Origin of the sequence: Klebsiella sp. JB_Kp031 (assembly GCF_040064295.1) — a bacterium.
Classification (GTDB): domain Bacteria; phylum Pseudomonadota; class Gammaproteobacteria; order Enterobacterales; family Enterobacteriaceae; genus Klebsiella; species Klebsiella quasipneumoniae.
On the sequence record NZ_JBEAJW010000002.1, the window covers coordinates 382,183 to 408,239 of the forward strand.

The window sequence follows — 26,057 nt, forward strand, 5'->3', positions numbered from 1 at the left end:
GACGTTTTCGCCCTGCCCTGCAGATGGTCCGGGGCGCCGGCAGGTTTCTCTTTTTGAATATGCGGTAATGTAATGAAAAAGCTGTTCGTGCAGTTCTATCTTCTGCTCTTCGTCTGCTTTCTGGTGATGACCATGCTGGTGGGCCTGGTCTATAAATTTACCGCTGAACGCGCCGGAAGGCAGTCGCTTGACGATCTGATGAAAAGCTCACTGTATCTGATGCGCAGCGAGCTGCGGGAAATCCCGCCTCGCGACTGGAGCAAGACGCTTAAAGAGCTGGACCTTAATCTGTCGTTCGACCTGCACATCGAGCCGATGAGCAAATTTAAATTGTCGGAAAGCTCGATGCAGCACCTGCGCGCTGGGGATATTGTCGCGCTCGACGACCAGTACACCTTTATCCAGCGCATCCCCCGCAGCCACTATGTGTTATCCGTGGGCCCGGTACCCTATCTCTATTTTCTGCATGAAATGCGCCTGCTGGACGTGGCGCTGATGGCGTTTATCGCTATCTCGCTGGCCTTCCCGGTGTTTATCTGGATGCGTCCGCACTGGCAGGACATGCTGCGCATTGAGACCGCCGCCCAGCGCTTTGGCGAAGGCCACCTCAGCGAGCGTATTCATTTTGACAGCATGTCCAGCTTTGAGCGGCTCGGGGTGGCCTTTAACCAGATGGCCGACAACATTAACGCCCTCATTGCCAGCAAAAAGCAGCTGATTGACGGCATCGCCCATGAGCTCAGGACGCCTCTGGTGCGCCTGCGCTACCGTCTGGAGATGAGCGAAAACCTCACCGAGGCGGAATCGCAGGCGCTGAACCGTGATATCGGCCAACTGGAGGCGCTCATTGAAGAGCTCCTGACCTACGCCCGTCTCGACCGCCCGCAGACGGAGCTCAGCCTGACCACCCCCGATTTTCCCGCCTGGATCAGCGACCACGTCGAGGATATCCAGATGGTCAACCCGCAGCGCGAGGTCTGCCTGGCGACGCTGACCCGCGGCAACTATGGCGCGCTGGATATGCGGTTGATGGAGCGGGTGCTGGATAATCTGGTGAATAACGCCCTGCGCTACAGCAGTCAGCGGGTGGCGGTCAGCCTGACCCTGCAGGGTGCCCGCGCGTCGTTGCAGGTCGATGATGACGGCCCGGGCATTGCCCCCGAGGAGCGCGAGCGGGTGTTCGAACCTTTTGTTCGTCTAGACCCCAGCCGCGATCGGGCGACCGGAGGTTGCGGCCTCGGCCTGGCCATCGTCCACAGTATCGCCCAGGCGATGGGGGGCGAGGTTCGCTGCGAGGCCAGTCCTCTCGGCGGCGCCCGCTTCTGCTTTAGCTGGCCGGTCTATCATCAGTTGCCCGATTTTACCTCTGCCTGAATAAAACTTGCGCAGCGGCCGCGGGCTGGGTATGCTGTAAAAATCGAATAGTATGTTGTAACTAAGGTGAATGCGATGGCCAGCTACGACCTCGTTGAACGTCTGAATGATACCTTTCGCCAGATCGAGCTGGAGCTGCAGGCGCTGCGCCAGGCGTTAACGACCTGTCGACTGCTGGCGGGCCGGGTGTTTGAGCTGCCGGCAATCAGTAAAGATGCCGAGCATGACCCGCTGGCGAACATTACTGTCGTCCAGCACACCGGGGAGGCGGCGCTGGATCTCGCCCTGCGACACTATGGCCATCTGTTTATCCAGCAGCAATCGGAAACCCGCAGCAGCAAAGCCGCCGTCCGCCTGCCGGGTGCTATCTGCCTGCAGGTCACCGCCGCGGAACAGCAGGCGCTGCTGGCGCGCATTCAGCAGATCAACGCCCTTAAGGCCACCTTCGAGAAAATCGTCACCGTCGACTCTGGCCTGCCCCCCACCGCCCGCTTTGAGTGGGTGCATCGCCATTTGCCTGGATTAATTACCCTCAGCGCCTATCGCACGCTAACGCCCCTTCTCGACCCGAGCACTATCCGCTTCGGTTGGGCCAATAAGCACGTGATCAAAAACCTGACCCGCGACCAGGTGTTGATGATGCTGGAGAAAAGCCTGCAATCGCCGCGGGCGGTGCCGCCCTGGACCCGCGAGCAGTGGCAGAGCAAACTGGAGAGGGAGTATCAGGATATCGCCGCCCTGCCGCAGCGGGCGCGGCTGAAAATTAAACGGCCGGTGAAAGTACAGCCGATTGCCCGCGTCTGGTATGCCAGCGAGCAGAAACAGGTGCAGTACGCCTGCCCCAGCCCGCTGATCGCCCTGATATCCGGCAGCCAGGGGGTCAGCGTGCCGGATATTGGCGAATTGCTCAACTACGATGCCGACAACGTGCAATACCGCTACAAACCGGAGGCGCAGTCGCTGAGATTACTGATCCCTCGCCTGCACCTCTGGCTGGCTAGCGAGTAGCCAGGCTGCCGACCATCAGCTCCGGGCGCACCCAGCTGTCGAATTCGGCTTCCGTCAGGTAGCCCAGCGCCAGCGCCGAGGCCTTCAGGGTCAGCCCCTCATGGTGCGCTTTTTTGGCGATCTCCGCCGCTTTATCATAGCCGATATGGGTATTCAGCGCGGTCACCAGCATCAGCGACTCGTTGAGCAGCTGGTTGATCCGCTCGCGATTCGGCTCAATCCCCACCGCACAGTGCTCGTTAAAGCTCGCCATGCCGTCCGCCAGCAGACGCACCGACTGCAGGAAGTTGTGAATGACCATCGGCCGATAGACGTTGAGCTCGAAGTTACCCGAGGCGCCGCCGATATTCACTGCCACGTCGTTACCCATCACCTGGCAGCAGACCATGGTCAGGGCTTCGCACTGCGTCGGGTTGACCTTGCCGGGCATAATCGATGACCCGGGCTCGTTTTCCGGGATGGCGATTTCCCCTATCCCGCAGCGCGGCCCGGAGGCCAGCCAGCGGACATCGTTAGCGATTTTCATCAGCGAGGCCGCCAGACCTTTCAGCGCGCCGTGGGCATGGACCAGGGCATCGACGGTGGCCAGCGCTTCGAATTTGTTCGGCGCGGTGACAAACGGCTGTCCGCTGAGCGAGGCCAGTTCGGCCGCCACCCGCACGGCATATTCCGGATGGGTATTCAGCCCGGTCCCCACCGCCGTCCCGCCCAGCGCCAGCTCGGCGAGATGCGGCTGGCTGGCGTCAAGATGCTTCAGGTTATGGTCCAGCATCGCCACCCAGCCGGAGATTTCCTGGCCTAAGGTGAGCGGCGTGGCGTCCTGCAGATGGGTGCGACCGATCTTAACGATATCCCTGAAGGCCACCGCTTTTTCGTTGAGCGTGGCCCGCAGCGCCTGCAGCGGCGGGAGCAATTTTTCCCGCAGGGCAATCAGCGCCGCGACGTGCATGGCGGTGGGGAACACATCATTCGAGCTTTGGCTTTTATTGACATCGTCATTGGGGTGGATTTTTCGCGCCATCCCCCGCTCACCGCCGAGCAGTTCACTGGCGCGGTTGGCCAGCACCTCGTTCATATTCATATTGCTCTGGGTGCCGGAACCGGTCTGCCAGATAGCCAGCGGAAACTCCTGGGGGTGTTTTCCGGCCAGCACTTCGTCAGCGGCGGCGACGATCGCCCCGGCTTTCTCCGGCGTCAGCAGGCCAAGATCCTGATTGACCTTCGCCGCCGCCCGCTTGGTCAGCGCGAGGGCATATATCAGTTCCCCGGGCATTTTTTCGGTCGAGATGCGGAAATGCTCCAGAGAACGCTGGGTCTGGGCGCCCCAGAGTTTATCGGCCGGGACGTCGATGGCGCCCATCGAGTCTTTTTCACTGCGATGCGTTGTCATTACTTTCTCCTTGGATGAAAAGTGCGTCATAGCGACAAAGCTCACCTGCTTAAAAGAGTAAGTATTGGCCAGATTGAAAAGTTGTTTTGGTGGTTCGTGCCGCGAAGCGGCATAAAAAAACCGCCCCGAAGGGCGGTCCAGACCGCTGACAAAATGCAATCGTCGGGATTGCCCGGCGGCGCTGCGCTTGCACGGGCCTACAGAGAATTGCTTAACTGTTTAATATTGCTGTTTTTCGTAGGCCGGGTAAGGCGGAAGCCGCCACCCGGCATTAAGGCGATCACAATAACGAAAACCGGTTTGTCATCGGCCATAGCCGCCCCGAAGGGCGGCCAGGTTTACTTCACGCAGCGGGCGCACTGCGATGTCTGGATCTGCTGGAAGAAGTCGTTGCCTTTATCATCGACGAGAATAAACGCCGGGAAGTCTTCCACGTCGATTTTCCAGATAGCCTCCATCCCCAGTTCTGGATACGCCACGCACTCAAGGCTGCGGATGCTCTGCTGAGCCAGTACCGCCGCCGGGCCGCCGATGCTGCCGAGGTAGAAGCCGCCGTGCTTGTGGCAGGCGTCGGTGACCTGCTGGCTGCGGTTGCCTTTCGCCAGCATGATCTTGCTCGCGCCGTGCGACTGCAGCAGATCGACGTATGAGTCCATGCGCCCTGCGGTAGTCGGGCCGAGGGAGCCGGAGGCGTAACCGTCCGGCGTCTTGGCCGGGCCGGCGTAGTAGATCGGGTGATCTTTGACGTACTGCGGCAGGGCTTCGCCATTATCAATAAGCTCTTTCAGCTTGGCGTGCGCGATATCGCGGGCCACGATAATAGTGCCGCTCAGCGACAGACGCGTGGACACCGGGTACTGCGACAGCAGCGCCAGGATCTCGCTCATCGGCTGGTTAAGATTCACTTTCACCGCTTCGCCTTCCCCGGCCTGGCGCAGATGCTCAGGGATATATTTCCCCGGATTGCTCTCCAGCTTCTCAATCCAGATGCCGTCGCGGTTGATTTTGGCTTTGATGTTGCGGTCGGCGGAACAGGAGACGCCCATCCCTACCGGGCAGGAAGCGCCGTGACGCGGCAGACGGATCACGCGGATATCGTGGGCGAAATATTTGCCGCCGAACTGCGCGCCGAGGCCGAGGTTCTGCGCTTCCAGCAGCAGTTCTTGCTCCAGTTGCACGTCGCGGAAAGCCTGCCCATGTTCGTTACCTTCGGTCGGCAGGCCATCGTAGTATTTGGTGGAGGCCAGCTTGACGGTTTTCAGCGTCGCTTCCGCCGAAGTCCCGCCGATGACAAAGGCGATATGGTACGGCGGACAAGCGGCGGTCCCCAGGGTGCGCATCTTCTCGACCAGATAGTTTTTCAGCTTCGCCGGGGTGATCAGCGCTTTGGTTTCCTGGTACAGATAGGTTTTGTTAGCCGAGCCGCCGCCCTTGGCGATGCAGAGGAATTTATACTCATCGCCATCGGTAGCATAGAGGTCAATCTGCGCCGGCAGGTTGGTGCCGGTGTTAACCTCTTTATACATATCCAGCGGGGCGTTCTGCGAATAGCGCAGGTTGTCCTGGATATAGGTGTTGTACACCCCCTGCGCCAGGGCGGCCTCATCGCCTCCGCCGGTCCAGACGCGCTGACCTTTTTTACCCATGATGATCGCGGTGCCGGTGTCCTGACAGGTGGGCAGAATGCCTTTGGCGGCGATATCGGAGTTGCGCAGGAACTGCAGGGCGACGTATTTGTCGTTTTCGCTGGCTTCCGGGTCGTTCAGGATATCCGCCACCTGCTGCTGATGCGCCGGGCGAAGCATAAAGGAGGCGTCGTGGAAGGCATGTTGCGCCAGAAGGGTCAGCGCCTGAGGGTCAACTTTTAGCACTTCCTGGCCGGCAAATTCGGCGACGGAGACGTAATCACTGCTGAGGAGATAATACTCGGTGTCATCCTTTTTGAGGGGAAAAGGATCCTGGTAAACAAACGGTTTATTCGACATTGTACTCTCACTTACTGCTTTGGCTGATTATGTTTCAGGCAGGGACTCCATGTGCCTGTAGAAAAGCGAGTCGATCAATCTTACACAATTTTTTAACAAAAACTGAGACAGGGACGACTTTTTCTTTCAGCAGTTGCTTCTCCAGCGTTTGCTGGTTTAATAGGGCGATAATTTTACTTTGATTGATACAGGGAATGAGAATGCAAAAGCTGATCAACGCCGTACAGAACTATGCCTGGGGAAGCCACACCGCCTTAACTGAACTGTATGGCATCGCCAACCCGGACAACCAGCCGATGGCAGAGCTGTGGATGGGGGCGCATCCGAAGAGCAGCTCGCAGGTCCTGACGGCCGATGGCCAGCCGCGTTCGCTGCGCGAGGTGATTGACGCGGATAAAGCCGCCCTGCTCGGCGAAAAAGTGGCGCAACGCTTCGGTGAGCTGCCGTTCCTGTTTAAAGTGCTGTGCGCCGCGCAGCCTCTCTCCATTCAGGTCCATCCTAACAAGCAGGCCTCCGAAGAGGGTTTCGCCCGCGAGAACGCCGCCGGCATCCCCCTCTCCGCCGCCGAACGTAACTACAAAGATCCGAACCACAAGCCGGAGCTGGTTTTCGCCCTGACCCCGTTCCTGGCGATGAACGCGTTTCGCGAGTTCAGCGAAATTGTCAGCCTGCTGCAGCCGGTGGCCAACGCACACCCGGCGATCGGCGCCTTCCTGCAGCAGCCGGACGCGACTCGCCTGAGCCAGCTGTTTGCCAGCCTGCTGAATATGCAGGGCGAGGAAAAAGCCCAGGCGCTGCAGGCGCTGCGCGAGGTGCTGGACCGTGAGCAGGGCGAACCGTGGCAAACCATCCGCCTGATCGCGGAATTCTATCCCGACGACAGCGGCCTCTTCTCCCCACTGCTGCTGAACGTGGTGAAGCTGAATCCTGGCGAAGCGATGTTCCTGTTTGCCGAAACGCCGCACGCTTATCTGCAAGGGGTAGCGCTGGAGGTGATGGCCAACTCGGATAACGTGCTCCGCGCCGGCCTGACGCCGAAGTACATTGATATCCCTGAGCTGGTGGCCAACGTTAAGTTCGAGGCTAAACCGGCGGGTGAGCTGCTGACCCAGCCGCAGCGCCACGGCGCGGAACTGGACTTCCCGATCCCGGTGGAAGATTTTGCCTTCTCGCTGCACGATCTCTCCACCGAGGCCAGCGATCTGGCCCAGGCGAGCGCGGCGATCGTTTTCTGCGTCGACGGCGAAGCCGTGCTGCGCAAAGGCGACCAGAGCCTGACCCTCAAGCCGGGCGAATCGGCCTTTGTGGCCGCCAATGAATCGCCGGTGCAGGTCAGCGGCCATGGCCGCGTGGCGCGCGTGTTCAATAAGCTCCAGTAAACGACTGACCTTTCAGGTCTCGCTTACTGATTATGACAACTCAGCCAGGCGGTCTCTCCGCCTGGCTTCATTTATGGACAAATGCTATGAAAAAATCGCTGGTCGCAGCAGGAATCATCGTGGCGCTGGGCGTGGTATGGACAGGCGGCGCCTGGTACACCGGTAAACAGCTGGAAGGCCGAATTGCCGATATGGTGCAGCAGGCTAACGCACAGCTACGCAGCAGCGCGCCGGAGTCAGGTCTGGAGCTGAGCTATCAGGACTACCAGCGCGGGCTGTTCAGCAGCCATCTGCAGCTGGTGGTGAAGCCCATCGCCGGTCAGGCTAACGGCTGGCTGGCCGCCGGACAGAGCGTGGTGCTTGACGAGGTGGTCGATCACGGCCCCTTCCCGCTGGCCTCGTTAAAAAACTTTAATCTGGCTCCGGCGATGGCTTCGGTCCACACCACGCTGGTGAAAAACGACGCCAGCCAGGCATTGTTCGAGATAGCCAAAGGCACTACCCCCTTCACCGTTGATACGCGCATCGCCTACAGCGGCGACAGCCAGTCGGCGATCGTTCTCAATGCCCTCGACTACGCCAAAGGGGATGAGAAAGTCACCTTCAGCGGCGGCCAGTTCCAGCTCGACGCCGACCGCGACGGCAAAAACATCAGCCTGAAGGGCCAGGCCGGCAGCGGTCAGATCGATGCCCTCAACGAATATAACCAGAAGGTGCAACTGCGCTTCGTCAACCTGACCACCGACGGCGCCACCGAGCTGGCCAGCTTCAACGAGCGTATCGGCCAGCAAAAAATGACCCTCGATAAGCTGGCCATCAGCGTCGAAGGCAAAGAGCTGGCGCTGGTTGACGGCATGGCGCTGGACGGCGGCTCGACGTTGACCAAGGACGGCAAAGGCGTGAACAGCCAGGTGAACTACACCGTCAACAGCCTTAAGCTGCAGGGTCAGGATATGGGCAGCGGCAAACTGACGCTGAAAGTGGATAACGTCGACGGTCAGGCGTGGCACCAGTTCAGCCAGCAGTACAGCGCGCAGTCTCAGGCGCTGCTGGCGAAGCCAGAGCTGGCGCAGAACCCGGAGCTGTACCAGCAGGCGCTTACCGAAACCCTGTTCAATGCGCTGCCGATCCTGCTTAAGGGCAATCCGTCGGTGACCATCTCCCCGCTGAGCTGGCGCAATGCCAAAGGCGAAAGCACCCTCAACCTCTCGGTTCTGCTGAAAGATCCGGCCCAGGTGACCGCTCCGCCGCAGACGCTGGCGGACAGCCTGGATCGCGTGGTGCAGTCCCTTGACGGCAAAGTGGTGATCCCGGTGGATATGGCGACGGAGTTTATGACTAAGATCGCCGGTCTGGAAGGCTACCAGCCAGCCGACGCCGCCAAACTCGCCGATCAGCAGGTCAAAGGCCTGGCGGCGATGGGCCAGATGTTCCGCATCACCACCATGGAAGATAATGCCATCAGCAGCAGCCTGCAGTACGCGAACGGCCAGGTGACGCTGAACGGCCAGAAAATGCCGCTGGAGGATTTTGCCGCGATGTTTGGTCTGGAAGCGCCTTCGCTACCGGACGGCGCGCCGCAGGACGGCCAGCCGCAGCAGGATGACGCCGCGCCTCAGCAGGACGACGCCGCCCCGCAGCCGTAACGTATCGGCTCAGGAGACGGCCACCGCGCGCCGTCTCCGTCATTTTCTCGTCACCAGCCGCGGGGGCATGATCTGGTTTCGCGTCTCGCCCGCGCCCTCCTCCAGCCGCCGCAGCATCGACTCCGCCAGCGTTTTGCCCATCTCGCGCGCCGGGGTAGTGACCCAGGTGAGCGGCAGGTCGTCAAGCGCGGCCTCGGGCACATCGGCGAACGCCGCCAGCGCCACCCGCTGCTCGAAGTAGCTGTCGACGCCATCTTCCCCGCTCTGCCTTCCAGCCCGCAGCAGACCGAACCACGCGCCGGTCGCCACCACGTTGTTGTAGCACACCACCGCGGTGATGGTCGGATTTTGCCCCAGCAGCGCGGTCATCGCCTCCGCCGCCTGCTTCTGGCTCGACTCGCACTCCAGCACCCATTCGCTGTGAAACGGCAGACCGTATTTCAGCAAGGTGGCGCAATAGCCGCCGACCCGCTCGGCGCGGGTCAGCGACGAGCTCTGGCCGCCAAGCCAGGCGATCCGCTGATGGCCGCGGCGGATCAGATGCTCGGTCACCAGCTGCGCCGCCTGCATGTTGTCCGGGCGGATCAGGTCGACATCGTCGAGGTAGCTGGCGCGGGAAGCGAACACCAGCGGCACCCTCGCCTCCGCCGCCCGCTCGCGCAGCTCGCTGCCGCGGTCGATGGCCCCGGCGATGATCACCCCGTCCACCCCCTGCGCCGCCAGCGTATCAAACCGCTGTGCCATCTTCTCGCCGCTGCGTCCCCCCTGGGTAAGAAACACCATTTTCCCCTGCCTCTCCAGGGCATCGGTGAGGCCGGCGGTTAACTCGGCATAGAACGGTTTAGAGAGATCGCTGACGATAAGGCCAATCACCCCGCTCTGTCCGCCGCGCAGCGAGGCGGCCTGACGGTTGCGCACAAATCCCAGCTGCTCGATGGCCTGATTAACCCGCTCGCCGGTGGCGCTGGAGATGCGCCCTTTGCCGCTCAGCACCAGCGAAACGGTGCTCACGGAGACGCCGGCGGCCAGCGCTACATCATTGATGGTGATCTTTTTTGCGATTGCCATAACCTGCTGGCTGACTCCCTTGCCTGTCGATAAAACGTTTTATCATTGTGCGATCTTTATAAACCTTATTATCGCTTGAATATGTGATTTTTATCGCACTAAAAAGTGGTAAAACGTTTTATCTTGCCGTGGCGTTAGTTCTTCCCGACCACTTGAGAATCAGGAACCGTGCTATGACGGCGAAAACCGCACCAAAAATCACCTTGTGGGAATTTTTCCAGCAGCTGGGAAAAACCTTTATGCTGCCCGTGGCGTTGCTCTCGTTTTGCGGGATCATGCTGGGGATCGGCAGCTCGTTAAGCAGTCACGATGTTTTGACCCTGCTGCCGTGGCTGGATATGCCGCTGCTGCAGGCCATCTTTATCTGGATGAGCAAAGTCGGCTCCTTTGCCTTCAGCTTCCTGCCGGTGATGTTCTGTATCGCCATCCCGTTGGGGCTGGCGCGGGAGAACAAAGGCGTCGCCGCCTTCGCCGGTTTTGTCGGCTACGCGGTCATGAACCTGGCGGTCAACTTCTGGCTGACGGCGAAAGGCATTCTGCCCACCACCGACGCCTCGATCCTTAAGGCCAACAATATCCAGAACATCATCGGTATTCCATCGATCGATACCGGGATCCTCGGGGCGGTTATCGCCGGGATTATCGTCTGGCTGCTGCATGAGCGCTTTCACAACATTCGCCTGCCGGACGCCCTGGCCTTCTTCGGCGGCACCCGCTTCGTGCCGATCGTCACCACCGTGGTGCTGGGTCTGGTCGGGCTGGCGATCCCGCTGGTGTGGCCGGTCTTCGCCATGGGGATCAACGCCCTCGGGAAGATGATCAATAGCGCCGGCGATTTTGGGCCGATGATCTTCGGCACCGGCGAGCGACTGCTGCTGCCGTTTGGCCTGCACCACATCCTGGTGGCGCTGATCCGCTTCACGGAAGCCGGCGGCACCCTCGACGTCTGCGGCCACAGCGTCAGCGGCGCGCTGACCATCTTCCAGGCGCAGCTGAGCTGCCCGACCACCCACGGCTTCGCCGAAAACGCCACCCGCTTCCTGTCGCAGGGTAAGATGCCAGCCTTCCTCGGCGGTCTGCCGGGCGCCGCGCTGGCGATGTACCACTGCGCCCGTCCGGAAAACCGGCATAAAATTAAAGGCCTGCTGATCTCCGGGGTGATCGCCTGCGTGGTGGGCGGCACCACCGAGCCGCTGGAGTTCCTGTTCCTGTTCGTGGCGCCGGTCCTGTATGTCATCCACGCCCTGCTGACCGGTCTCGGCTTTACCATCATGGCGGTGCTCGGCGTCACCATCGGCAACACCGACGGCAATATTATCGACTTCGTGGTGTTTGGCATCCTGCATGGTCTGGCGACCAAGTGGTATCTGGTGCCGGTGGTGGCGGCAATCTGGTTTGCGGCCTACTATGCCATCTTCCGCTTCGCCATCACCCGCTTCAATCTGAAAACGCCGGGCCGCGATATCGACACCGCCGCCAGCGTGGAGAAAGCGGTCGCTGGCACCATTGGTAAATCCGGGTATAACGTGCCGGCGATTCTGGCGGCCCTCGGCGGCGCCGACAACATTGTCTCGCTGGATAACTGCATTACCCGTCTGCGTCTGTCGGTACACGATATGAGCAAAGTGGACGCTGCCGCGCTGAAAGCCCACCGCGCCATCGGGGTGGTTCAGCTCAACCAGCATAATCTGCAGGTGGTGATTGGCCCGCAGGTGCAGTCGGTAAAAGATGAAATGGCCACGCTGATGAATACCGTTCAGGCCTGATCCCACCGGTCCCCTTCCGGCACGGAAGGGGACCCTCGCTAAGGAAGTTCCAATGTTTGATTTTTCCATACCCATCGACCGCCACGGAACCTGGTGCACGCAGTGGGACTATGTCGCCGACCGATTTGGCGTCCCCGACCTGCTGCCGTTCACCATCTCCGATATGGATTTCGCCACCGCGCCCTGCATTCTCGACGCCGTCAGCCGGCGGCTGGCCCACGGCGTGTTCGGCTACAGCCGCTGGCAGAACGAGGCGTTTCTCGGGGCGATTGCCCACTGGTACGCCAGCCGCTTTCACAGCGTCATCGATCCGCAAACGGTGGTTTACGGACCGTCGGTTATTTATATGGTGGCGGAAACCATCCGCCAGTGGTCGCAAGAAGGCGACGGCGTCGTCGTCCATACTCCCGCCTACGATGCGTTCTATAACACTATCACCGCTAACCGCCGACAGATCGCCCCGGTGCCACTGACCCTGACGAACAATCAATGGCACTGCGATATGGCGCGCCTGGAAGCGGCTCTGGCGGAGCCGAAGAATACCCTGCTGCTGCTCTGCAGCCCGCACAACCCAACGGGCAAAGTCTGGCGCCGCGAGGAGCTCCAGACCATGGCGGCGCTGTGCCAAAAGCATGGCGTCAGGGTGATTAGCGACGAAATTCATATGGACATGACCTGGGGCGACCACCGTCATATCCCGTGGAGCGAGGTGGCTCAGGGGCCGTGGGCGCTGTTCACCTCCGGATCAAAGAGCTTCAATATTCCGGCCTTTACCGGGGCCTATGGCTTTATCCCTGAGGCAAACTGCCGCGACAGCTATCTGCAGGCGCTGAAAGCGCGCGATGGACTCTCGTCGCCCTCGGTGCCGGCGCTGCTGGCTCATATCGCCGCCTACCGCGATGGGGCGCCCTGGCTCAACGCCCTGCGCGACTACCTGCAGGAGAACCTGAGCTTTGTGGCTGATACGCTCAATCGCGCCTTTCCTGCGCTACGCTGGCAGCCGCCGGAGGCCACCTACCTGGCGTGGATCGACCTGCGCCCCCTCAACATTGACGACCGCGCACTGCAGCAGGCGCTGATCGCCGGGCAGAAGGTGGCGATTATGCCGGGATATACCTATGGACCCGAAGGCAATGGCTTTCTGCGTCTCAACGTCGGCTGTCCACGCGAGAAGCTGGAGCGCGGTGTCGCAGGGCTGATAGCCGCCCTGCGCAGCCTCAGTTGACGCGCGGCACTGACTACAGATCGTCACGCCGGCGGAACGCCAGGTAGCCGGCGCCGAGGGTAAAGATGCCGACAATCACCACCAGCAGGATAAACCCGTGGTGATTGCTCGCCAGCGGGATCCCGCCGACGTTCATGCCGAAGAAACCGGCCACAATGTTAATCGGTAGCGCGAGGACCGTGATCACCGTCAGGGTGTAGAGGGTGCGGTTACTCTGCTCCAGCTGGCGGGCGCCGATCTCCTCCTGCAGCAGGCTGATGCGCTCGATCAGGCCGGACAGGTCATTAAGCACCACGCTAAACTCTTCGGTGAACTGACGAAATGCCTGCACCACCGCGCGATCCATCCACGCTGGCGGCCGGTTAAGCAGCCGGAACATTGCCGCCGGTTCCGGCGCCAGCAGCCGTTGAAAACGCAGCAGCATCCGCCGCAGCCGCGCCAGATCGGCCCGATTACGCTGCACGTGATTGCTCAGGAGTCGCTCTTCAATCAGGTCGACGTGGCGGCTGGCCTGGCGCACCACCTGCTCCAGCACCTCCTCCTGCTCCTCCAGCAAAAAGGCCAGCAGTTCAGCGGAGGTATGCACCTTAAGCGTATGCAGACGCGGCAGCATCCATTCGATAAACCGCAATGGTTTGAAACGCGCTGTCACCACCAGCTTCGGGCTACAGTAGAGCCACAGCGTGGCGGTTTCCGCGCTGGTGTCTTGCGGACGAAACAGCACGTCGTTAAGCACGGCGAACAGATTTTCCCCTTGCCGTTCAATACGGGTGGTATGCGAGCCGCTGCGGATCTCCTCAAAGAAAAAGTCCGCCACGGGAAAGTGACTGATTAGCCATTTTTCGGCGGTGGCGTGATTGAGATTAAGATGCAGCCAGATAAAGGCCTTATCGTCAGCCAGCGCCTGATAGCTGGCGCATACCTCAGCAGAGGCAATAGGCTGTGGGGGGTGATCTTCGTGAAACAGATAGCCATACACCAGGCCGGACACTTCCATATCAAAATCGGGCTTTAACATCTTCGCGGTGACGTCTTGACTCATGGCTCCCTCAGGACAGGCACTGGCACCGTTGATGCCCAGATAGCGCCATATTTCGCTATTTTTCGCGGACTGGCAAGGTTAATAATCCTGCCGCAAAACCGTCATCTGACGGACATATTTCGGGCAGCATGCCTGAGTCATACCCGGCGTGCTGACCAAGCGCATCGCGCGACGATCTGGCCTTCTGGCTGTGCTTTTATCGTCACTATTAAAATAATTTTGATATTCCTCAAAACTTTTTTAGGCGGGAAGCGGTATTAATTTGGCCGCTTAATCATTGCTTACCCTGGTTTATTGAGGAGGAGACCATGAAAACCTATGACCGTAATCGTAACGCTATTGCTACCGGCAGTATGGTCATGATCGCTGGTAACGGTACGACGGGCGTGATTAAAGCGATCCATGGCGAGGGGAAAACCGCCGAGCAGCTGCGTCGGGCGGACTGCGTGGAAATCGACGGCTGCGAGGGACGCTTCTGCCCGTTAGATCTGATCCGTCTCGGTTTCCATTAATCCCTGCCGTCAAGGCACCATGAGCAGGCCACCCAGCGTGGCCTCTTCTTTTTCAGGCTGATCCAGGCGCTTAGCGAAAGCTCCACTGAATACTCATCACGAAGATCGCCGGTATAATAATCCCGCCCTCGACGCCGAAGTAATCGGTAAAGTTGTATTGCAGACCATGATAGATATAGGGCGAAAAACCGACGCCGGTGATTTTTTTGGCGGTGCGGTAGGTGCCTGAGTCGCCGCAGTGGCTGAAAGCGTCAAAGAAAAATTCCCCGGTATAGGCATACACGCCTTTCAGCAGCCAGCCGGTGTCGTTTTTCAGCCAGTCGCGGCGCACGCCGAGGGTCAGACAGCGATCGTCGAAGCTGTTTTTCATGGTGCCGACCAGCGCGCTGTATTTTGAATCCGCTGAAAACTTGCGCTCCACCGAGAAAAAGTTGTTGTTGAAATGCTCGTTATATTGTCCGTGGTTACCGGTCATGTGATAAACATAGGAGCCGGTATTCATCGAATAAAGATTGAATTCCCCGGCCTGCGCCGACGGCATGGCAACCAACAATAGCCCGGATAACAAAATCCATAATTTATTTAACATTCAGTAACCTACGCCACACCTGTAAAAAAAGAACCCGGCATACTATCACCGCGAAGCTAAACCAAAGGGCAATCAGATACACCGACGCTTTTCGCGGCAGGCAAACATGATGCTATAAGCACTATAGCAGTCGCCCTCTCGCCTGGTGAGCGCCAGCGGCTATACTGCTGACACATTCATCTTATTGATTAAGGACTGCTGTGTTAGCCACTCTCCTCGTTGCGCTGGTCGCTATTATTCATCTCGCCATCCTGGTGCTGGAGATGTTTTTCTGGGAAGCTCCCGCCGGGCGCCGGGCCTTTAACCTCAGCGCCGATTTCGCCCGGGAAAGCCGGGTGCTGGCGGCCAACCAGGGGTTGTATAACGGTTTCCTGGCCGCCGGCCTGGCATGGGGGCTGTGGCTGGGGGCATCGGGCGTGCAGGTGGTGATCTTTTTCCTCGCCTGCGTGCTGGCCGCCGGGATATTCGGCGCGCTGACCGCCAGCCGCAAAATTCTCTATATTCAGGCGCTGCCCGCGCTGCTGGCGCTGCTTGCGGTGCTGGCGCAGGCGTAGGGTCTTGATCCAAAACAGAGAAAGCAGGCGCTAAGGCGGATACTATGTGCCCCCTTCGGTCGGTCATCGACCGTTAATACCTTCTGAGTTCAGAGGCATTTTTATGACATGGCAATCCTTCAAACAGGCCTGGCTTATCCGGTTCTGGTCTCCCGTCCCGGCGGTCATCGCCGCGGGCATTCTCTCAACCTACTATTTTGGCATCACCGGCACCTTCTGGGCGGTGACCGGCGAATTTACCCGCTGGGGTGGCCAGCTGCTGCAGCTGCTTGGGGTCCACAGCGAACAGTGGGGCTATTATCAGCTGATCCATCTCGACGGGACGCCGCTGACCCGCATCGACGGCAGGATGATCATCGGCATGTTCGGCGGCTGCCTGGCCGCGGCATTGTGGGCCAATAACGTCAAACTGCGCTTGCCACGCAGCCGGATCCGCATAGTGCAGGCCGTGGCCGGGGGCATCATCGCCGGGTTCGGCGCGCGGCTGGCGATGGGCTGCAATCTGGCGGCGTTTTTCACCGGCATTCCGCAGTTCTCCCTGCACGCCTGGCTGTTTGCCATCGCCACCGCCATCGGCTCCTGGTTTGGCGCTCGCTTCACCCTGCTGCCTCTATTTCGCATCCCGGTAAAAATGCAAAAGGTATCCGCCGCTTCGCCGTTAACCCAAAAACCGCTGCAGGCACGCCGCCGTTTCCGCCTGGGCATGGTGGTCTTTTTCGCCATGATCGGCTGGGGCCTGCTCACCGCCGCAGACCACCCTGCGCTCGGCCTGGCGATGCTGTTCGGCATCGGCTTCGGTCTGCTTATCGAGCGAGCGCAGATCTGCTTTACCTCCGCCTTTCGCGATATGTGGATCACCGGCCGGACGGTGATGGCGAAGGCGATAATCTTCGGCATGGCGGCGAGCGCCATCGGCATCTTCAGCTATGTGCAACTGGGGATGGCGCCGAAAATCATGTGGGCCGGTCCCAACGCGGCGATCGGCGGGCTACTGTTCGGCTTTGGCATCGTGCTGGCCGGCGGCTGTGAGACCGGCTGGATGTACCGGGCGGTGGAAGGCCAGGTTCACTACTGGTGGGTGGGGCTGGGCAACGTCATCGGCTCCACGCTGCTCGCCTGGTGCTGGGACGATATCGCCGCCCCGCTCGCCACCCACTGGCAAAAGGTCAACCTGCTGAACGCTTTTGGTCCCTTCGGCGGACTGCTGGCGACCTATCTGCTGCTGCTGATCGCCCTGCTGCTGGTGATCGCCTGGGAGAGACATTTTTTCCGCCGCCAGTCGGCAGCGGTCCGGACCGTGAAGGAGAGTGCATGAAAAACATCATCCCTGATTATCGCCTGGACATGGTCGGCGAGCCCTGCCCTTATCCGGCGGTCGCCACCCTGGAGGCGATGCCCTCCCTGCAAAAAGGCGAGATCCTCGAAGTGATCAGCGACTGTCCGCAGTCGATCAATAACATTCCGCTCGATGCCAGGAACCATGGCTATACGGTGCTGGATATTCAGCAGGATGGCCCGACCATTCGCTATCTGATCCAGAAGTAATCCCGTTTTCCCGCCGGCGACCTTCATCGCCGGCATGGATTTCCCCGTCTCGCCATGTCCTCACCATCAGATGGGCCGTGCAGGCAAACGATTGCAATAGATTGTAACACTTGAAACGGTGTTCCAGTCATCAAATAACCATTAATATAACGCGGCTATATTATTAAAATACGAATAAGTAACTTCGTGAATGGTTTCTGCCGCTACCGGCCAAAGCCGCACACAGCAATACAATAAGGATAGAAATGGAACTGCTGGCCAGGCTGGGTTATTTTTTTGAGCAAGTGCGTGCAGATGCCGATTTTGCCACCTTCGCCAATGAACTACGTCGGCACCAGGTCTCGTGTTACATCTACTTTGTCTCCACCGGCAATATGAATTTCGTGATGGCAAACGACAAGGTGATCACGATAAAAAGCGCCCGCAGCCTGCTGCGCGTGCGCAGCGCCCCCAACCAGCAGCTGACCTCGGCTGCGGTCATCCGCCATTTTGCCGGCGCCATCAACTTTGAACAATACTGTAAGGATCTCGCCAGCGCCGGGGTGTTTAAGTGGAGCGTCGACCTGGACGAGGAGACTCGCCACTACTGGTCGAAGGATAACAGGCTGCTGTATAAAGAGAGCCTGATTCCCCCCTGAGCGGGTCCCGGGGGGAAGTCTGGTTTGCGGGGCCAGCTCTTAATCGCGGGTCTGCACCCAAAAGGCGTGGATCAGGCCTGGAATATAGCCCAGCAGGGTCAAAATAATGTTGAGAATAAACGCCCAGCCGAAACCTTTCCCCAGCAGAACCCCCAGCGGCGGCAGAATGATAGTAAAAACGATTCTCCAGAATCCCATAAGTTCTCCCTTCATCTAATGTCAACATTTTACTAAGCTATTCAATAGTTAAGCATAGACGCTTTTCACCGCTTCGCCAGCAGGCTGCGCCCTCATCTCCGGTAACAAAAATTATTTCCTGCCGTCACGGATAAAAAAGTCCGCCAAAACATCCACTTTTTTGCCTCATGCTGTGGGCCTGACAGCGAACCGCACAGATTGTCAGTTGACCTGGCTGCCAGTCAGGACTAAGCCTGGAGAAGTTTTATCACATCGAGTCGTTTTACCAACCGGAGAATATCCATGAGTAAACTTGGGATTAATGGTTTTGGTCGTATCGGACGTCTGGTGTTACGCCGTTTATTAGAAGTCGACAGCAGCCTCGAGGTGGTGGCCATCAACGACCTCACCTCGCCAAAAGTGCTGGCCTACCTGTTAAAGCATGATTCAAACTACGGCCCCTTCCCGTGGAGCGTCGACTTCACGGAAGATGCGCTGATCGTCAACGGCAAGACCATCACCGTGTATGCCGAAAAAGAGGCGCAGCATATTCCGTGGCAGGCGGCGGGCGCGGAAGTGATTGTGGAGTGTACCGGGTTCTACACCTCGGCAGAGAAATCGCAGGCCCATCTTCAGGCCGGCGCACGCAAGGTACTGATTTCGGCCCCCGCCGGCGAGATGAAAACCATCGTCTATAACGTCAACGATGACACCCTGACGGCGGATGACACCATCATCTCCGTCGCCTCCTGCACCACCAACTGCCTGGCGCCAATGGCCAAAGTGCTGCAGGACGCCTTCGGCATCACCGTAGGCACCATGACCACCATCCACGCCTATACCGGCACCCAGTCGCTGGTGGACGGGCCGCGCGGTAAAGATCTGCGCGCCTCCAGGGCGGCGGCGGAAAACGTCATCCCGCACACCACCGGCGCGGCCAAAGCTATCGGCCTGGTGATCCCCGCCCTGAGCGGCAAGCTGAAAGGCCATGCCCAGCGCGTACCGACCAAAACCGGCTCAGTGACAGAGCTGGTGTCGGTGCTGGAGAAAAAGGTGACTGCGGATGAGGTTAATCAAGCGATGAAGCAGGCGGCTGAGGGCAATGAATCCTTTGGCTATACCGAAGAAGAGATTGTCTCTTCCGATATCATCGGCAGCCATTTCGGTTCAATCTACGATGCCACCCAGCTGGAGATTGTGGAGGCCGGCGGCGTACAGCTGGTGAAAACCGTCGCCTGGTACGACAACGAATACGGTTTTGTCACCCAGCTGATCCGCGTGCTGGAGAAATTTGCCCGCTAAGTGAACGGCGGACAGCCTGCGCTGCCCGCCGATTCTGCATTGAGCGTCTCAGGCCTGCAGATAGACCACCTGGGTCTGCAGGTACTCATTCAGGCCATGGCGGCCATCTGCGCCGCCGATCCCTGATTTACGCCAGCCGGCGTGGAATCCCTGCATCGCCTCAAAGTTCTCGCGGTTGATATAGGTTTCGCCGAACTTCAGCCCCTTAATCGCCTTCATCGCCACGTTGAGATCGCGGGTGTAGATTGAGGAGGTGAGGCCATAATCGCTGTCATTGGCCATCGCCAGCGCTTCATCGAGCGTCGAAAACGCCACCACCGGCAGCACCGGACCGAAGGTTTCCTCATGGATAATATCCATCTCCTGACGCACATCCAGCAGCAGGGTCGGCGGATAAAAATAGCCTTTCCCCTCCAGCGGCTGACCGCCCAGCGCTACCCGCGCCCCCTGCGCCACCGCCTTCGCCACTTTGCGCGCCACCTGATCCCGCGCGGCAGCGTTGATCAGCGGCCCCATCGCGATGTCATCCCGCGCCGCCGGGTCGCCAAACTGCACGGCCTTCATCGCCTCGCCGAGGCGGTTGACGAAGCGGTCGTAAATCCCCTGCTGAACATAGACCCGCTCGACGCAGTTGCACACCTGCCCGGTGTTGATCACCCGCGAGTCCACCACCGCCTTCACCGCCAGCTCCACATCCGCATCGTCCATGACGATGGCCGGCGCTTTGCCGCCAAGCTCAAGGCACACTTTGGTGATATTTTTCGCCGCGGCGGCCATGATTTTCTCCCCCGCCGCCACGCTGCCGGTCATGCTGACCATCGCCACCTTCGGATTGCCGGCCAGCTCCTGGCCGACGGTTTCCCCACGGCCGAGCACCAGGTTAAAGACCCCTTTCGGCAGCCCAACCTGGTGGACGATCTCGGCGAAAGCAATAGCGTTATTGGGCGTGAATTCGCTGGGCTTAATGACGATGGTATTTCCGGTGATCAGCGCCGGCGCCAGCTTGCGGGCGATAAGAAAAAACGGGAAGTTCCACGGCAGGATCCCGGTGGTCACCCCCAGCGCGCGTTTGAAGACAAGGATATTTTCCCCGGGACGGTCGCTCTGCACGATCTCCCCTTCATAACGCCGCGCCCATTCGGCCATGTAGTCGAGATAGTCGGCGGTGAACGCCACCTCCACCGCCGCCAGCTGCTGGATCTTGCCGCCTTCAGCGACGATCAGCCCGGCGATGTCATCGGCACGCTGACGGATGCCGGCGGCAATTTTGCGCAGCCAGCCCGCGCGCTCAATGGCCGGCAGCGCCTCCCAGGCCGGCTGGGCGCGCTCCGCCGCGTCAATCGCCAGCCGCGCCTCTTCCGCGGTCCCGTCCGGGATCCGCGACAGCAGCGCTTCGGTCGCCGGGTTAAGCACGTCGATCCAGCCGTCGCCGTGACCGGAAACGAACTGGCCATCAATATACATCTGGTGTTGAACGGGTGCTGTCATGGCTGCTCCTGTGGTGCATTTGTATTTAACAAGTGTTTTTTTTGTTAAATATCGGGCGGATAAGCCGTGGCTTCGCAGCACGTTGGCGCAGTTTTGTGAGCTGATTCATAAAACCGGGCCAAAAATACCCGGTTGAGGTTACATTTCAATAACACAAATTGCCCGTTTGCGATAAATCTGCCGCAAACGGGCATTTATCAGCCGAGGATGCGGGCCTGCAGCGCCCCGGCGAGCCGGTCATCCTCCCGCAGCTGTCGCCAGGCGTCGAGGATCTCCGGCGGGAAAGTCACGTGGCTGATAAAGTCTTTCCCCCGTGGACCGTACCCTTCAGGGGAATCCTGCAGACGCGGCAGTTCGCCGAGCAGCAGCGCCAGGTAGCGGGTCACCGGCCACAGCCCCGCCCCGCCGCCCACGAACCCCAGCTGGCCGTCGGTCTGTTGCAGCACCGGCGTGCAGCCGGGAAAGCTCAGCCACTGCGGCGGCGTCGTCGCCCCCTGCCAGACGCGGGCGAAGGTGGCCATCGTCCGCCGCTGCATGGTGGGGTCCTGAATGACGATCCCGCGACGATGGGGGATCCCCCGACTCTCCAGCATTGTGCGAGTAAAGCGCGCGTTTTCGCCGCAGTTGGTCGACCGATCCTCCACCACCAGCCGCGGGCGAGGAATGTGCCAGAAGTCATGCGCAATATCAGCCAGAATATGCGCTTCCGGACGCCCCTCCACCGCGAGCGAACGGTAGCGCGGATCTTCGCGCACCGCCTCATACAGAAAACCGGTAGAGTGCCCTACGCCGCCGCTGATCAGCAGCGGAACCTCCTGCTCCACCGCCAGTCGGCAGGCGGCGTCGATGGTAGGGATCACGGCGTTGCCAGCCAGCACCACCACATCCACCGCCGGCGGCGCGGTCAGCGTCGCCAGATCGTTTTGCGCCAGCCAGCCGCCGGTCAGGTTTGCCGCCGCCAGCGTCGTCGCCGACAGCGGGGGAAAGTGTTCTGCCATTCTGATCTCCTTAATCACCTCTCAGCCGCGCAGAGAGAATAGTCTGGCCATCATAAACGCCGCCTGCCGGGGCGCAAAGCGACGCTGATTTGTAACTATTTTGAAATAACAAGAAACATCTAAAAACACGCAGGTTGCACCTGAATAACTGACCATGAAAATAACAAAAAACAGCAAAAACAGGTGGAAAATAAAAATTTACCTCGCGGTTACACCAGATAAAAGCGCGTTTTCTTGCCCGCATTGCCGAGGGATAACTTGCCAATTGTAACCATCAACTCTAAGTTGCTTAACAATTGCACAACCTTTTTCACATCAGGTTGCACCCTGCACGCACAGAGTGACACCTGACCTTTTACCGTGGCGGGAGAACGTTTCGTAATGAGCAATCCAGCAAGCAACACTGCATCCATTCTGCAGAAAAACAAGAAGGTACTGATCGCGAGCCTGACCGGCAGCGCCATCGAATGGTTCGATTATTTTCTCTATGGCACCGCCGCCGCGCTGGTGTTTAACAAAATCTTCTTTCCGATGGTCGACCCGGTCATTGGTCTGATCCTCTCCTGGCTCTCCTTTTCGCTCACCTTTTTTATCCGCCCCATCGGCGGAGTCATTTTCGCCCATATCGGCGATCGCATCGGTCGCAAGAAGACGCTGGTGCTCACCCTGTCGCTGATGGGCAGCGCCACGGTGGCCATTGGCCTGCTGCCCACCTACGAGATGGTGGGCCTGTGGGCGCCGGCCCTGCTGATTACCCTGCGCATTATTCAGGGCATGGGTATCGGCGGCGAATGGGGCGGCGCGCTGCTGCTGGCCTACGAATACGCCCCGGAAAAGCGGAAAGGCTTTTTCGGCAGTATTCCCCAGGCCGGCGTGACCATCGGCATGCTGATGGCAACCTTCATCGTCTCGCTGATGACCCTGTTCGATGAGGCGCAGTTTCTCGCCTGGGGCTGGCGCATTCCGTTCCTGCTCAGCTCCGTCCTCGTTTTCCTCGGCCTGTGGATCCGCAAAGACATCGACGAAACGCCCGCCTTTAAGCAGGTGAAACAGTCTGGCCAGGTGGCGAAGGCTCCGCTGCGCGAGACGCTCAAACACCACTGGCGGGAAGTGCTGATCGCCGCGGGTCTGAAAGTGGTGGAGACCGCCCCCTTCTATATCTTCTCCACCTTTGTGGTCAGTTACGCCACCACCACCCTGAGCTATCAGAAGTCGCAGGCGCTGGAATCCGTCACCCTGGGCGCGTTGGTGGCCACCGTGATGATCCCGCTGATGGGGCTGCTGTCCGACAAGGTGGGCCGGCAAAAAATGTACACCCTGAGCGTGGTGCTGCTGGGGCTGTTTATCGTCCCGTGGTTCCTGCTGCTCGACACCGGCACCAGCTGGGGCATTATGCTGGCGACGATTGTTGCCTTCGGCATCCTGTGGGCGCCGGTGACCGCGGTGCTGGGCACCCTGTGCTCAGAGATATTCAGCGCCAATGTGCGCTATACCGGGATCACCCTCGGCTACCAGCTGGGCGCCGCGCTGGCCGGGGGCACCGCGCCGCTTATCGCCACCGGTCTGCTGGCGAAATACGATGGTGACTGGCGACCGGTGGCCGTCTACCTGGGCGTGACGGTGGCGATTTCGCTGCTGGCGATATTCTGCGCCAGCCGGATGAAATCTGTCCCTGGCGCGGCGCGCTCCCGGGCGGAAAGCGCCTGACCGCAGCCGGTCCGGGCTACCTCGGCGCCGACCATCTTGCCCGGGCGCTGCGCTTGCGCGGGCCTACAGGGGGGATCACGCCGCGGGGGAAACCGCTCATCCCAGGCTCAGTAAGACAGTAGGCCCGGTAAGGCGCCAGCCGCCACCGGGCAGACGAACGGGAACAACGGCTAAGACGCCCTGGCCACACCCCTTAGCCGGCCGCCAGGGCCGGCGGGTGTCAGGCGCTCTGATTGTCCAGCTGAAGCTGCCCTTCGCGCCGCTGCTTCAGCTTCCAGAAGGCCCACAGCGCGATAAACCACAGCGGAGAAGCCAGCAGCGCCAGCAGCGTGTCCGGGTCAAAGATCATGATGAAGATGGCGAAGGCGAAGAACAGCAGGCTCACCCAGCTCATCACCACGCCAAAGGGCATCTTAAAGATCGACCCGGCATGCAGGTCCGGACGCTGACGGCGATAAACCAGATAGGCCGCGAGGATCATCCCCCAGCTGAACACCACCATAATCGCCGCCAGGGTCGAGACGATGGTGAACAGGGTCATCACATTCGGCACCAGGAACAGCAGCAGCGTACCGATCAGCATGCAGAAGCAGGAGAACAGCAGGCTGCGCACCGGAATGCGGGTGCTGCGCGACAGAATGCGGAACTGCCAGTGCGCATGCTTCTCCACCGACAGGCCGTACAGCATGCGGGTGCTGGAGAAGACCCCGCTGTTGGCCGAGGACATCGCCGAGGTCAGCGCCACGAAATTAATCACCGCCGCCGCCGCGGGCAGCCCGGCTTTGGCAAACAGCGTTACGAAGGGGCTGGTCTCCGCCGACACCCCCGGCCAGGAGGCGACAGCGATGATCACCACCATCGACAGCAGATAGAAGATGATAATCCGCAGCGGCAGCGCATTGATCGCCTTGGGCAAAATGCGCTGCGGATCGCGGGTCTCCGCCGTCATCGTCCCCAGCAGTTCGATACCGGTAAAGGAGAAGATCGCTATCTGGAAGCCGGCGAAAAAGCCGGTGATACCGTGAGGCATAAAGGCCGTCGGGTCGGTGAGATGGCTCAGGGAAGCCGTCACGCCGTCCGGAGAGGTCCAGCCGGTGGCAATCATCCAGCCGCCGGTGACGATCAGGGCGATAATGGTGATCACCTTGATCAGGGCGAACCAGAACTCCGCCTCGCCAAACATCTTCACCGACAGCAGGTTGAGCAGGAACAGGATAGCCAGCATGCTGAGGGCCGGCATCCACGCCGACAGCTCGGGGAACCAGTACTGCATATAGCTCCCGCACACCACCACGTCGGCGATGCAGGTCACCACCCAGCTCAGCCAGTAGGTCCAGCCGAGATAAAAGCTGGCCTGCGGTCCGAGATACTCGCCGACAAAGTCGGCAAACGAGCGGTAGTCATGGCGAGTGAGCAGCAGCTCCCCCATCGCCCGCATCACCATATAGGTAAAGAACCCGACCAGCACATAGATAACCAGGATCGAGGTGCCGGCGACGGCGATGTTGCGCCCCGCCCCCATAAACAGCCCGGTGCCGATGGCGCCGCCGAGGGCAATCATCTGGATATGGCGGGCGCCAAGCCCGCGCTTAAGCTGTGACGCGCCTTCACCTCCGGCGGCAGATGGCGCCTGATGTTGATGTTCAGTCATGGTGTTTCCTCAGGCTGGTTGCGGGAGGTGAAGCGCCGCGGCGCGGAGCAGCAGCCCGGCGCGCTGGCCGGTAGCGACCCCGGCATTGGGAAAGAGGATATAGGGGGCCCGGGCCTGCACCACCCACCGTTTCTCTGCCTGGCGGGCGATCTCATACCCTGCCGGGAGCGCGGTGAAGTTCTCGACGTTGGCCGCCAGATTGAGCGTAAATTCCCCTTCGCGCTTGATGATGCTCTCCTCGACCAGGAAGTAATCCACCGGCGCTTTATCGCGCACCGGCAGCGGCGCGTCAGAAATCCAGGCCCGGATCGCCGCGTCGGCGGCGGCGAACAGGCTAAGATCGTTGGCGCCGAACGGCATCACTTTTCCCAGCTCAAGGGTGGCGCTTTGCGCGGCGAACTTTTCGCAGGTGAAGTGGGTGAAGGTCCCGCCCGCTTCGGTATGGCGCACGATGGCGTCCATCCCGCTGGCCTGCAGCAGCTGATAGAAGCCGGGCGAAAAATCCTCCTCGTGGGCCGGGAGCAGCGCAAACTGGCGATACAGCGACCCGCGAATGGCGGTATGCATATCGAGATGACTACGGCTGACCGGCCCCGCCGCATCGGCGGCGCGATAGAAGGCCTGCACCGCCTGCTCGAGAGCAAAAGCCCGCCGCGACTCATTGCCCGGGGTGACCGCCAGATGGCGGCCGCCGAACAGGCGATTGAGGTCGTTGTGCAGATAGCGACGCGCGGCGCGGATCGCCGGCAGGTTACCAAAAACGATCAGCAGCGCCTGGGTGAGCGGCTGCCGCCCCTGGCTCAGATCGTGAGTCAGCTGCAGCAGCAGCTCGGTCGGCGCGGTCTCATTGCCATGGACGCCAGCGGAGAGGATCGTCGCCTGACGCCACGGCGTGGCCGGCAGCAACTGCAGGATGCCCTCGCCCAGCCAGCGGGCCTTGATGTCCGCCGGAAAGGTCCACGCCTGCAGGCGGCAGTGCAGTAAATCGTTAACCAGATGCTCCATCTGCCGCT

Annotated in this window: 24 protein-coding genes; 14 read left to right on the forward strand and 10 right to left on the reverse strand. The window is 60.2% G+C overall.

Annotated features, from left to right (window positions below):
* Window positions 1-72 precede the first annotated feature (72 nt).
* Window positions 73-1,374 (forward strand): two-component system sensor histidine kinase RstB, encoded by a 1,302-nt coding sequence (gene rstB / locus ABLV64_RS03885; RefSeq protein WP_004887061.1) that lies wholly within the window; start codon window positions 73-75, stop codon window positions 1,372-1,374.
* A gap of 75 nt (window positions 1,375-1,449) precedes the next feature.
* On the forward strand, window positions 1,450-2,382 hold the full coding sequence (tus, locus tag ABLV64_RS03890; protein WP_057214892.1) for a DNA replication terminus site-binding protein: 933 nt from the start codon (window positions 1,450-1,452) through the stop codon (window positions 2,380-2,382).
* On the opposite strand, the gene fumC is transcribed toward tus, so the two are convergent.
* Both fumC and fumA read right to left on the reverse strand, forming a co-directional pair.
* Window positions 2,372-3,772: a class II fumarate hydratase gene (gene fumC, locus ABLV64_RS03895; RefSeq protein WP_004887066.1), complete on the reverse strand. Its 1,401-nt coding sequence runs from the start codon at window positions 3,770-3,772 to the stop codon at window positions 2,372-2,374. The two genes, tus and fumC, sit on opposite strands and share 11 nt — an antisense overlap.
* 338 nt (window positions 3,773-4,110) lie before the next feature.
* Window positions 4,111-5,757, reverse strand: a complete 1,647-nt coding sequence (gene fumA / locus ABLV64_RS03900) for a class I fumarate hydratase FumA (protein WP_023318141.1) — start codon at window positions 5,755-5,757, stop codon at window positions 4,111-4,113.
* Window positions 5,758-5,957: 200 nt separating this feature from the next.
* Between fumA and manA the strand changes: the two genes are divergently transcribed.
* A complete protein-coding gene (gene manA / locus ABLV64_RS03905) occupies window positions 5,958-7,136 on the forward strand; it encodes a mannose-6-phosphate isomerase (protein ID WP_004204108.1) in 1,179 nt (392 codons plus the stop codon).
* 86 nt (window positions 7,137-7,222) lie between these two features.
* A complete protein-coding gene (locus ABLV64_RS03910; RefSeq protein ID WP_100051032.1) occupies window positions 7,223-8,782 on the forward strand; it encodes a YdgA family protein in 1,560 nt (519 codons plus the stop codon).
* Between the two features lie 39 nt (window positions 8,783-8,821).
* On the opposite strand, the gene ABLV64_RS03915 is transcribed toward ABLV64_RS03910, so the two are convergent.
* The gene (locus tag ABLV64_RS03915) at window positions 8,822-9,850 is read right to left on the reverse strand and encodes a Mal regulon transcriptional regulator MalI (RefSeq protein ID WP_032455951.1); all 1,029 of its coding nucleotides are present in this window, start codon (window positions 9,848-9,850) and stop codon (window positions 8,822-8,824) included.
* 173 nt (window positions 9,851-10,023) lie between these two features.
* Here ABLV64_RS03915 and malX point away from each other — a divergent pair, with 173 nt between their 5' ends.
* Complete coding sequence (malX, locus tag ABLV64_RS03920) at window positions 10,024-11,616, forward strand: maltose/glucose-specific PTS transporter subunit IIBC (protein WP_348842962.1); 1,593 nt, start codon at window positions 10,024-10,026, stop codon at window positions 11,614-11,616.
* A gap of 52 nt (window positions 11,617-11,668) precedes the next feature.
* The gene (locus ABLV64_RS03925; RefSeq protein ID WP_151385509.1) at window positions 11,669-12,841 is read left to right on the forward strand and encodes a MalY/PatB family protein; all 1,173 of its coding nucleotides are present in this window, start codon (window positions 11,669-11,671) and stop codon (window positions 12,839-12,841) included.
* A 13-nt stretch (window positions 12,842-12,854) separates the two neighbouring features.
* Here the strand turns inward: ABLV64_RS03925 and ABLV64_RS03930 are convergent, their stop codons facing one another.
* Window positions 12,855-13,883, reverse strand: coding sequence for a CorA family divalent cation transporter (locus ABLV64_RS03930; protein ID WP_032455948.1), 1,029 nt, complete (start codon window positions 13,881-13,883; stop codon window positions 12,855-12,857).
* A 308-nt stretch (window positions 13,884-14,191) separates the two neighbouring features.
* On the opposite strand from ABLV64_RS03930, the gene ydfZ reads away from it, so the two are divergent.
* Window positions 14,192-14,395, forward strand: coding sequence for a putative selenium delivery protein YdfZ (ydfZ, locus tag ABLV64_RS03935; protein WP_004151566.1), 204 nt, complete (start codon window positions 14,192-14,194; stop codon window positions 14,393-14,395).
* A gap of 70 nt (window positions 14,396-14,465) precedes the next feature.
* Here ydfZ and ABLV64_RS03940 read toward each other — a convergent pair whose 3' ends face one another.
* Window positions 14,466-14,945, reverse strand: a complete 480-nt coding sequence (locus ABLV64_RS03940; protein ID WP_075201775.1) for a hypothetical protein — start codon at window positions 14,943-14,945, stop codon at window positions 14,466-14,468.
* A 239-nt stretch (window positions 14,946-15,184) separates the two neighbouring features.
* Here ABLV64_RS03940 and ABLV64_RS03945 point away from each other — a divergent pair, with 239 nt between their 5' ends.
* The 4 genes from ABLV64_RS03945 to ABLV64_RS03960 all read left to right on the forward strand — a co-directional run bounded on the left by ABLV64_RS03945 (window position 15,185) and on the right by ABLV64_RS03960 (window position 17,721).
* A complete protein-coding gene (locus tag ABLV64_RS03945) occupies window positions 15,185-15,538 on the forward strand; it encodes a DUF1304 domain-containing protein (RefSeq protein WP_017898710.1) in 354 nt (117 codons plus the stop codon).
* Window positions 15,539-15,641: 103 nt separating this feature from the next.
* Entirely contained in the window at window positions 15,642-16,853 is a 1,212-nt protein-coding gene (yedE, locus tag ABLV64_RS03950) for a selenium metabolism membrane protein YedE/FdhT (RefSeq protein ID WP_004204094.1), read from the forward strand.
* Window positions 16,850-17,083, forward strand: a complete 234-nt coding sequence (gene yedF / locus ABLV64_RS03955; protein WP_004204092.1) for a sulfurtransferase-like selenium metabolism protein YedF — start codon at window positions 16,850-16,852, stop codon at window positions 17,081-17,083. The genes yedE and yedF overlap by 4 nt, the downstream gene beginning before the upstream one ends.
* 245 nt (window positions 17,084-17,328) lie before the next feature.
* On the forward strand, window positions 17,329-17,721 hold the full coding sequence (locus ABLV64_RS03960) for a DUF1398 domain-containing protein (protein WP_004204091.1): 393 nt from the start codon (window positions 17,329-17,331) through the stop codon (window positions 17,719-17,721).
* A 39-nt stretch (window positions 17,722-17,760) separates the two neighbouring features.
* Here the strand turns inward: ABLV64_RS03960 and ABLV64_RS03965 are convergent, their stop codons facing one another.
* Window positions 17,761-17,919, reverse strand: coding sequence for a YqaE/Pmp3 family membrane protein (locus tag ABLV64_RS03965; protein WP_002903230.1), 159 nt, complete (start codon window positions 17,917-17,919; stop codon window positions 17,761-17,763).
* Between the two features lie 282 nt (window positions 17,920-18,201).
* On the opposite strand from ABLV64_RS03965, the gene gap reads away from it, so the two are divergent.
* On the forward strand, window positions 18,202-19,200 hold the full coding sequence (gene gap, locus ABLV64_RS03970) for a type I glyceraldehyde-3-phosphate dehydrogenase (protein ID WP_023318131.1): 999 nt from the start codon (window positions 18,202-18,204) through the stop codon (window positions 19,198-19,200).
* Between the two features lie 48 nt (window positions 19,201-19,248).
* Here gap and aldA read toward each other — a convergent pair whose 3' ends face one another.
* The gene (gene aldA, locus ABLV64_RS03975; protein WP_004204088.1) at window positions 19,249-20,688 is read right to left on the reverse strand and encodes an aldehyde dehydrogenase; all 1,440 of its coding nucleotides are present in this window, start codon (window positions 20,686-20,688) and stop codon (window positions 19,249-19,251) included.
* Here aldA and ABLV64_RS03980 point away from each other — a divergent pair.
* Window positions 20,687-20,824, forward strand: coding sequence for a hypothetical protein (locus ABLV64_RS03980; RefSeq protein WP_053087912.1), 138 nt, complete (start codon window positions 20,687-20,689; stop codon window positions 20,822-20,824). The genes aldA and ABLV64_RS03980 overlap by 2 nt on opposite strands.
* A gap of 61 nt (window positions 20,825-20,885) precedes the next feature.
* On the opposite strand, the gene ABLV64_RS03985 is transcribed toward ABLV64_RS03980, so the two are convergent.
* Entirely contained in the window at window positions 20,886-21,686 is an 801-nt protein-coding gene (locus ABLV64_RS03985) for a YdcF family protein (protein ID WP_004204086.1), read from the reverse strand.
* A 381-nt stretch (window positions 21,687-22,067) separates the two neighbouring features.
* On the opposite strand from ABLV64_RS03985, the gene ABLV64_RS03990 reads away from it, so the two are divergent.
* Window positions 22,068-23,393, forward strand: a complete 1,326-nt coding sequence (locus ABLV64_RS03990) for an MFS transporter (protein ID WP_004204084.1) — start codon at window positions 22,068-22,070, stop codon at window positions 23,391-23,393.
* Between the two features lie 220 nt (window positions 23,394-23,613).
* Here ABLV64_RS03990 and ABLV64_RS03995 read toward each other — a convergent pair whose 3' ends face one another.
* Together ABLV64_RS03995 and astE are read right to left on the reverse strand one after the other, a co-directional pair.
* On the reverse strand, window positions 23,614-25,044 hold the full coding sequence (locus tag ABLV64_RS03995; protein WP_004204083.1) for an amino acid permease: 1,431 nt from the start codon (window positions 25,042-25,044) through the stop codon (window positions 23,614-23,616).
* Window positions 25,045-25,053: 9 nt separating this feature from the next.
* Window positions 25,054-26,049, reverse strand: a complete 996-nt coding sequence (gene astE / locus ABLV64_RS04000; protein WP_348842963.1) for a succinylglutamate desuccinylase — start codon at window positions 26,047-26,049, stop codon at window positions 25,054-25,056.
* Window positions 26,050-26,057 lie beyond the last annotated feature (8 nt).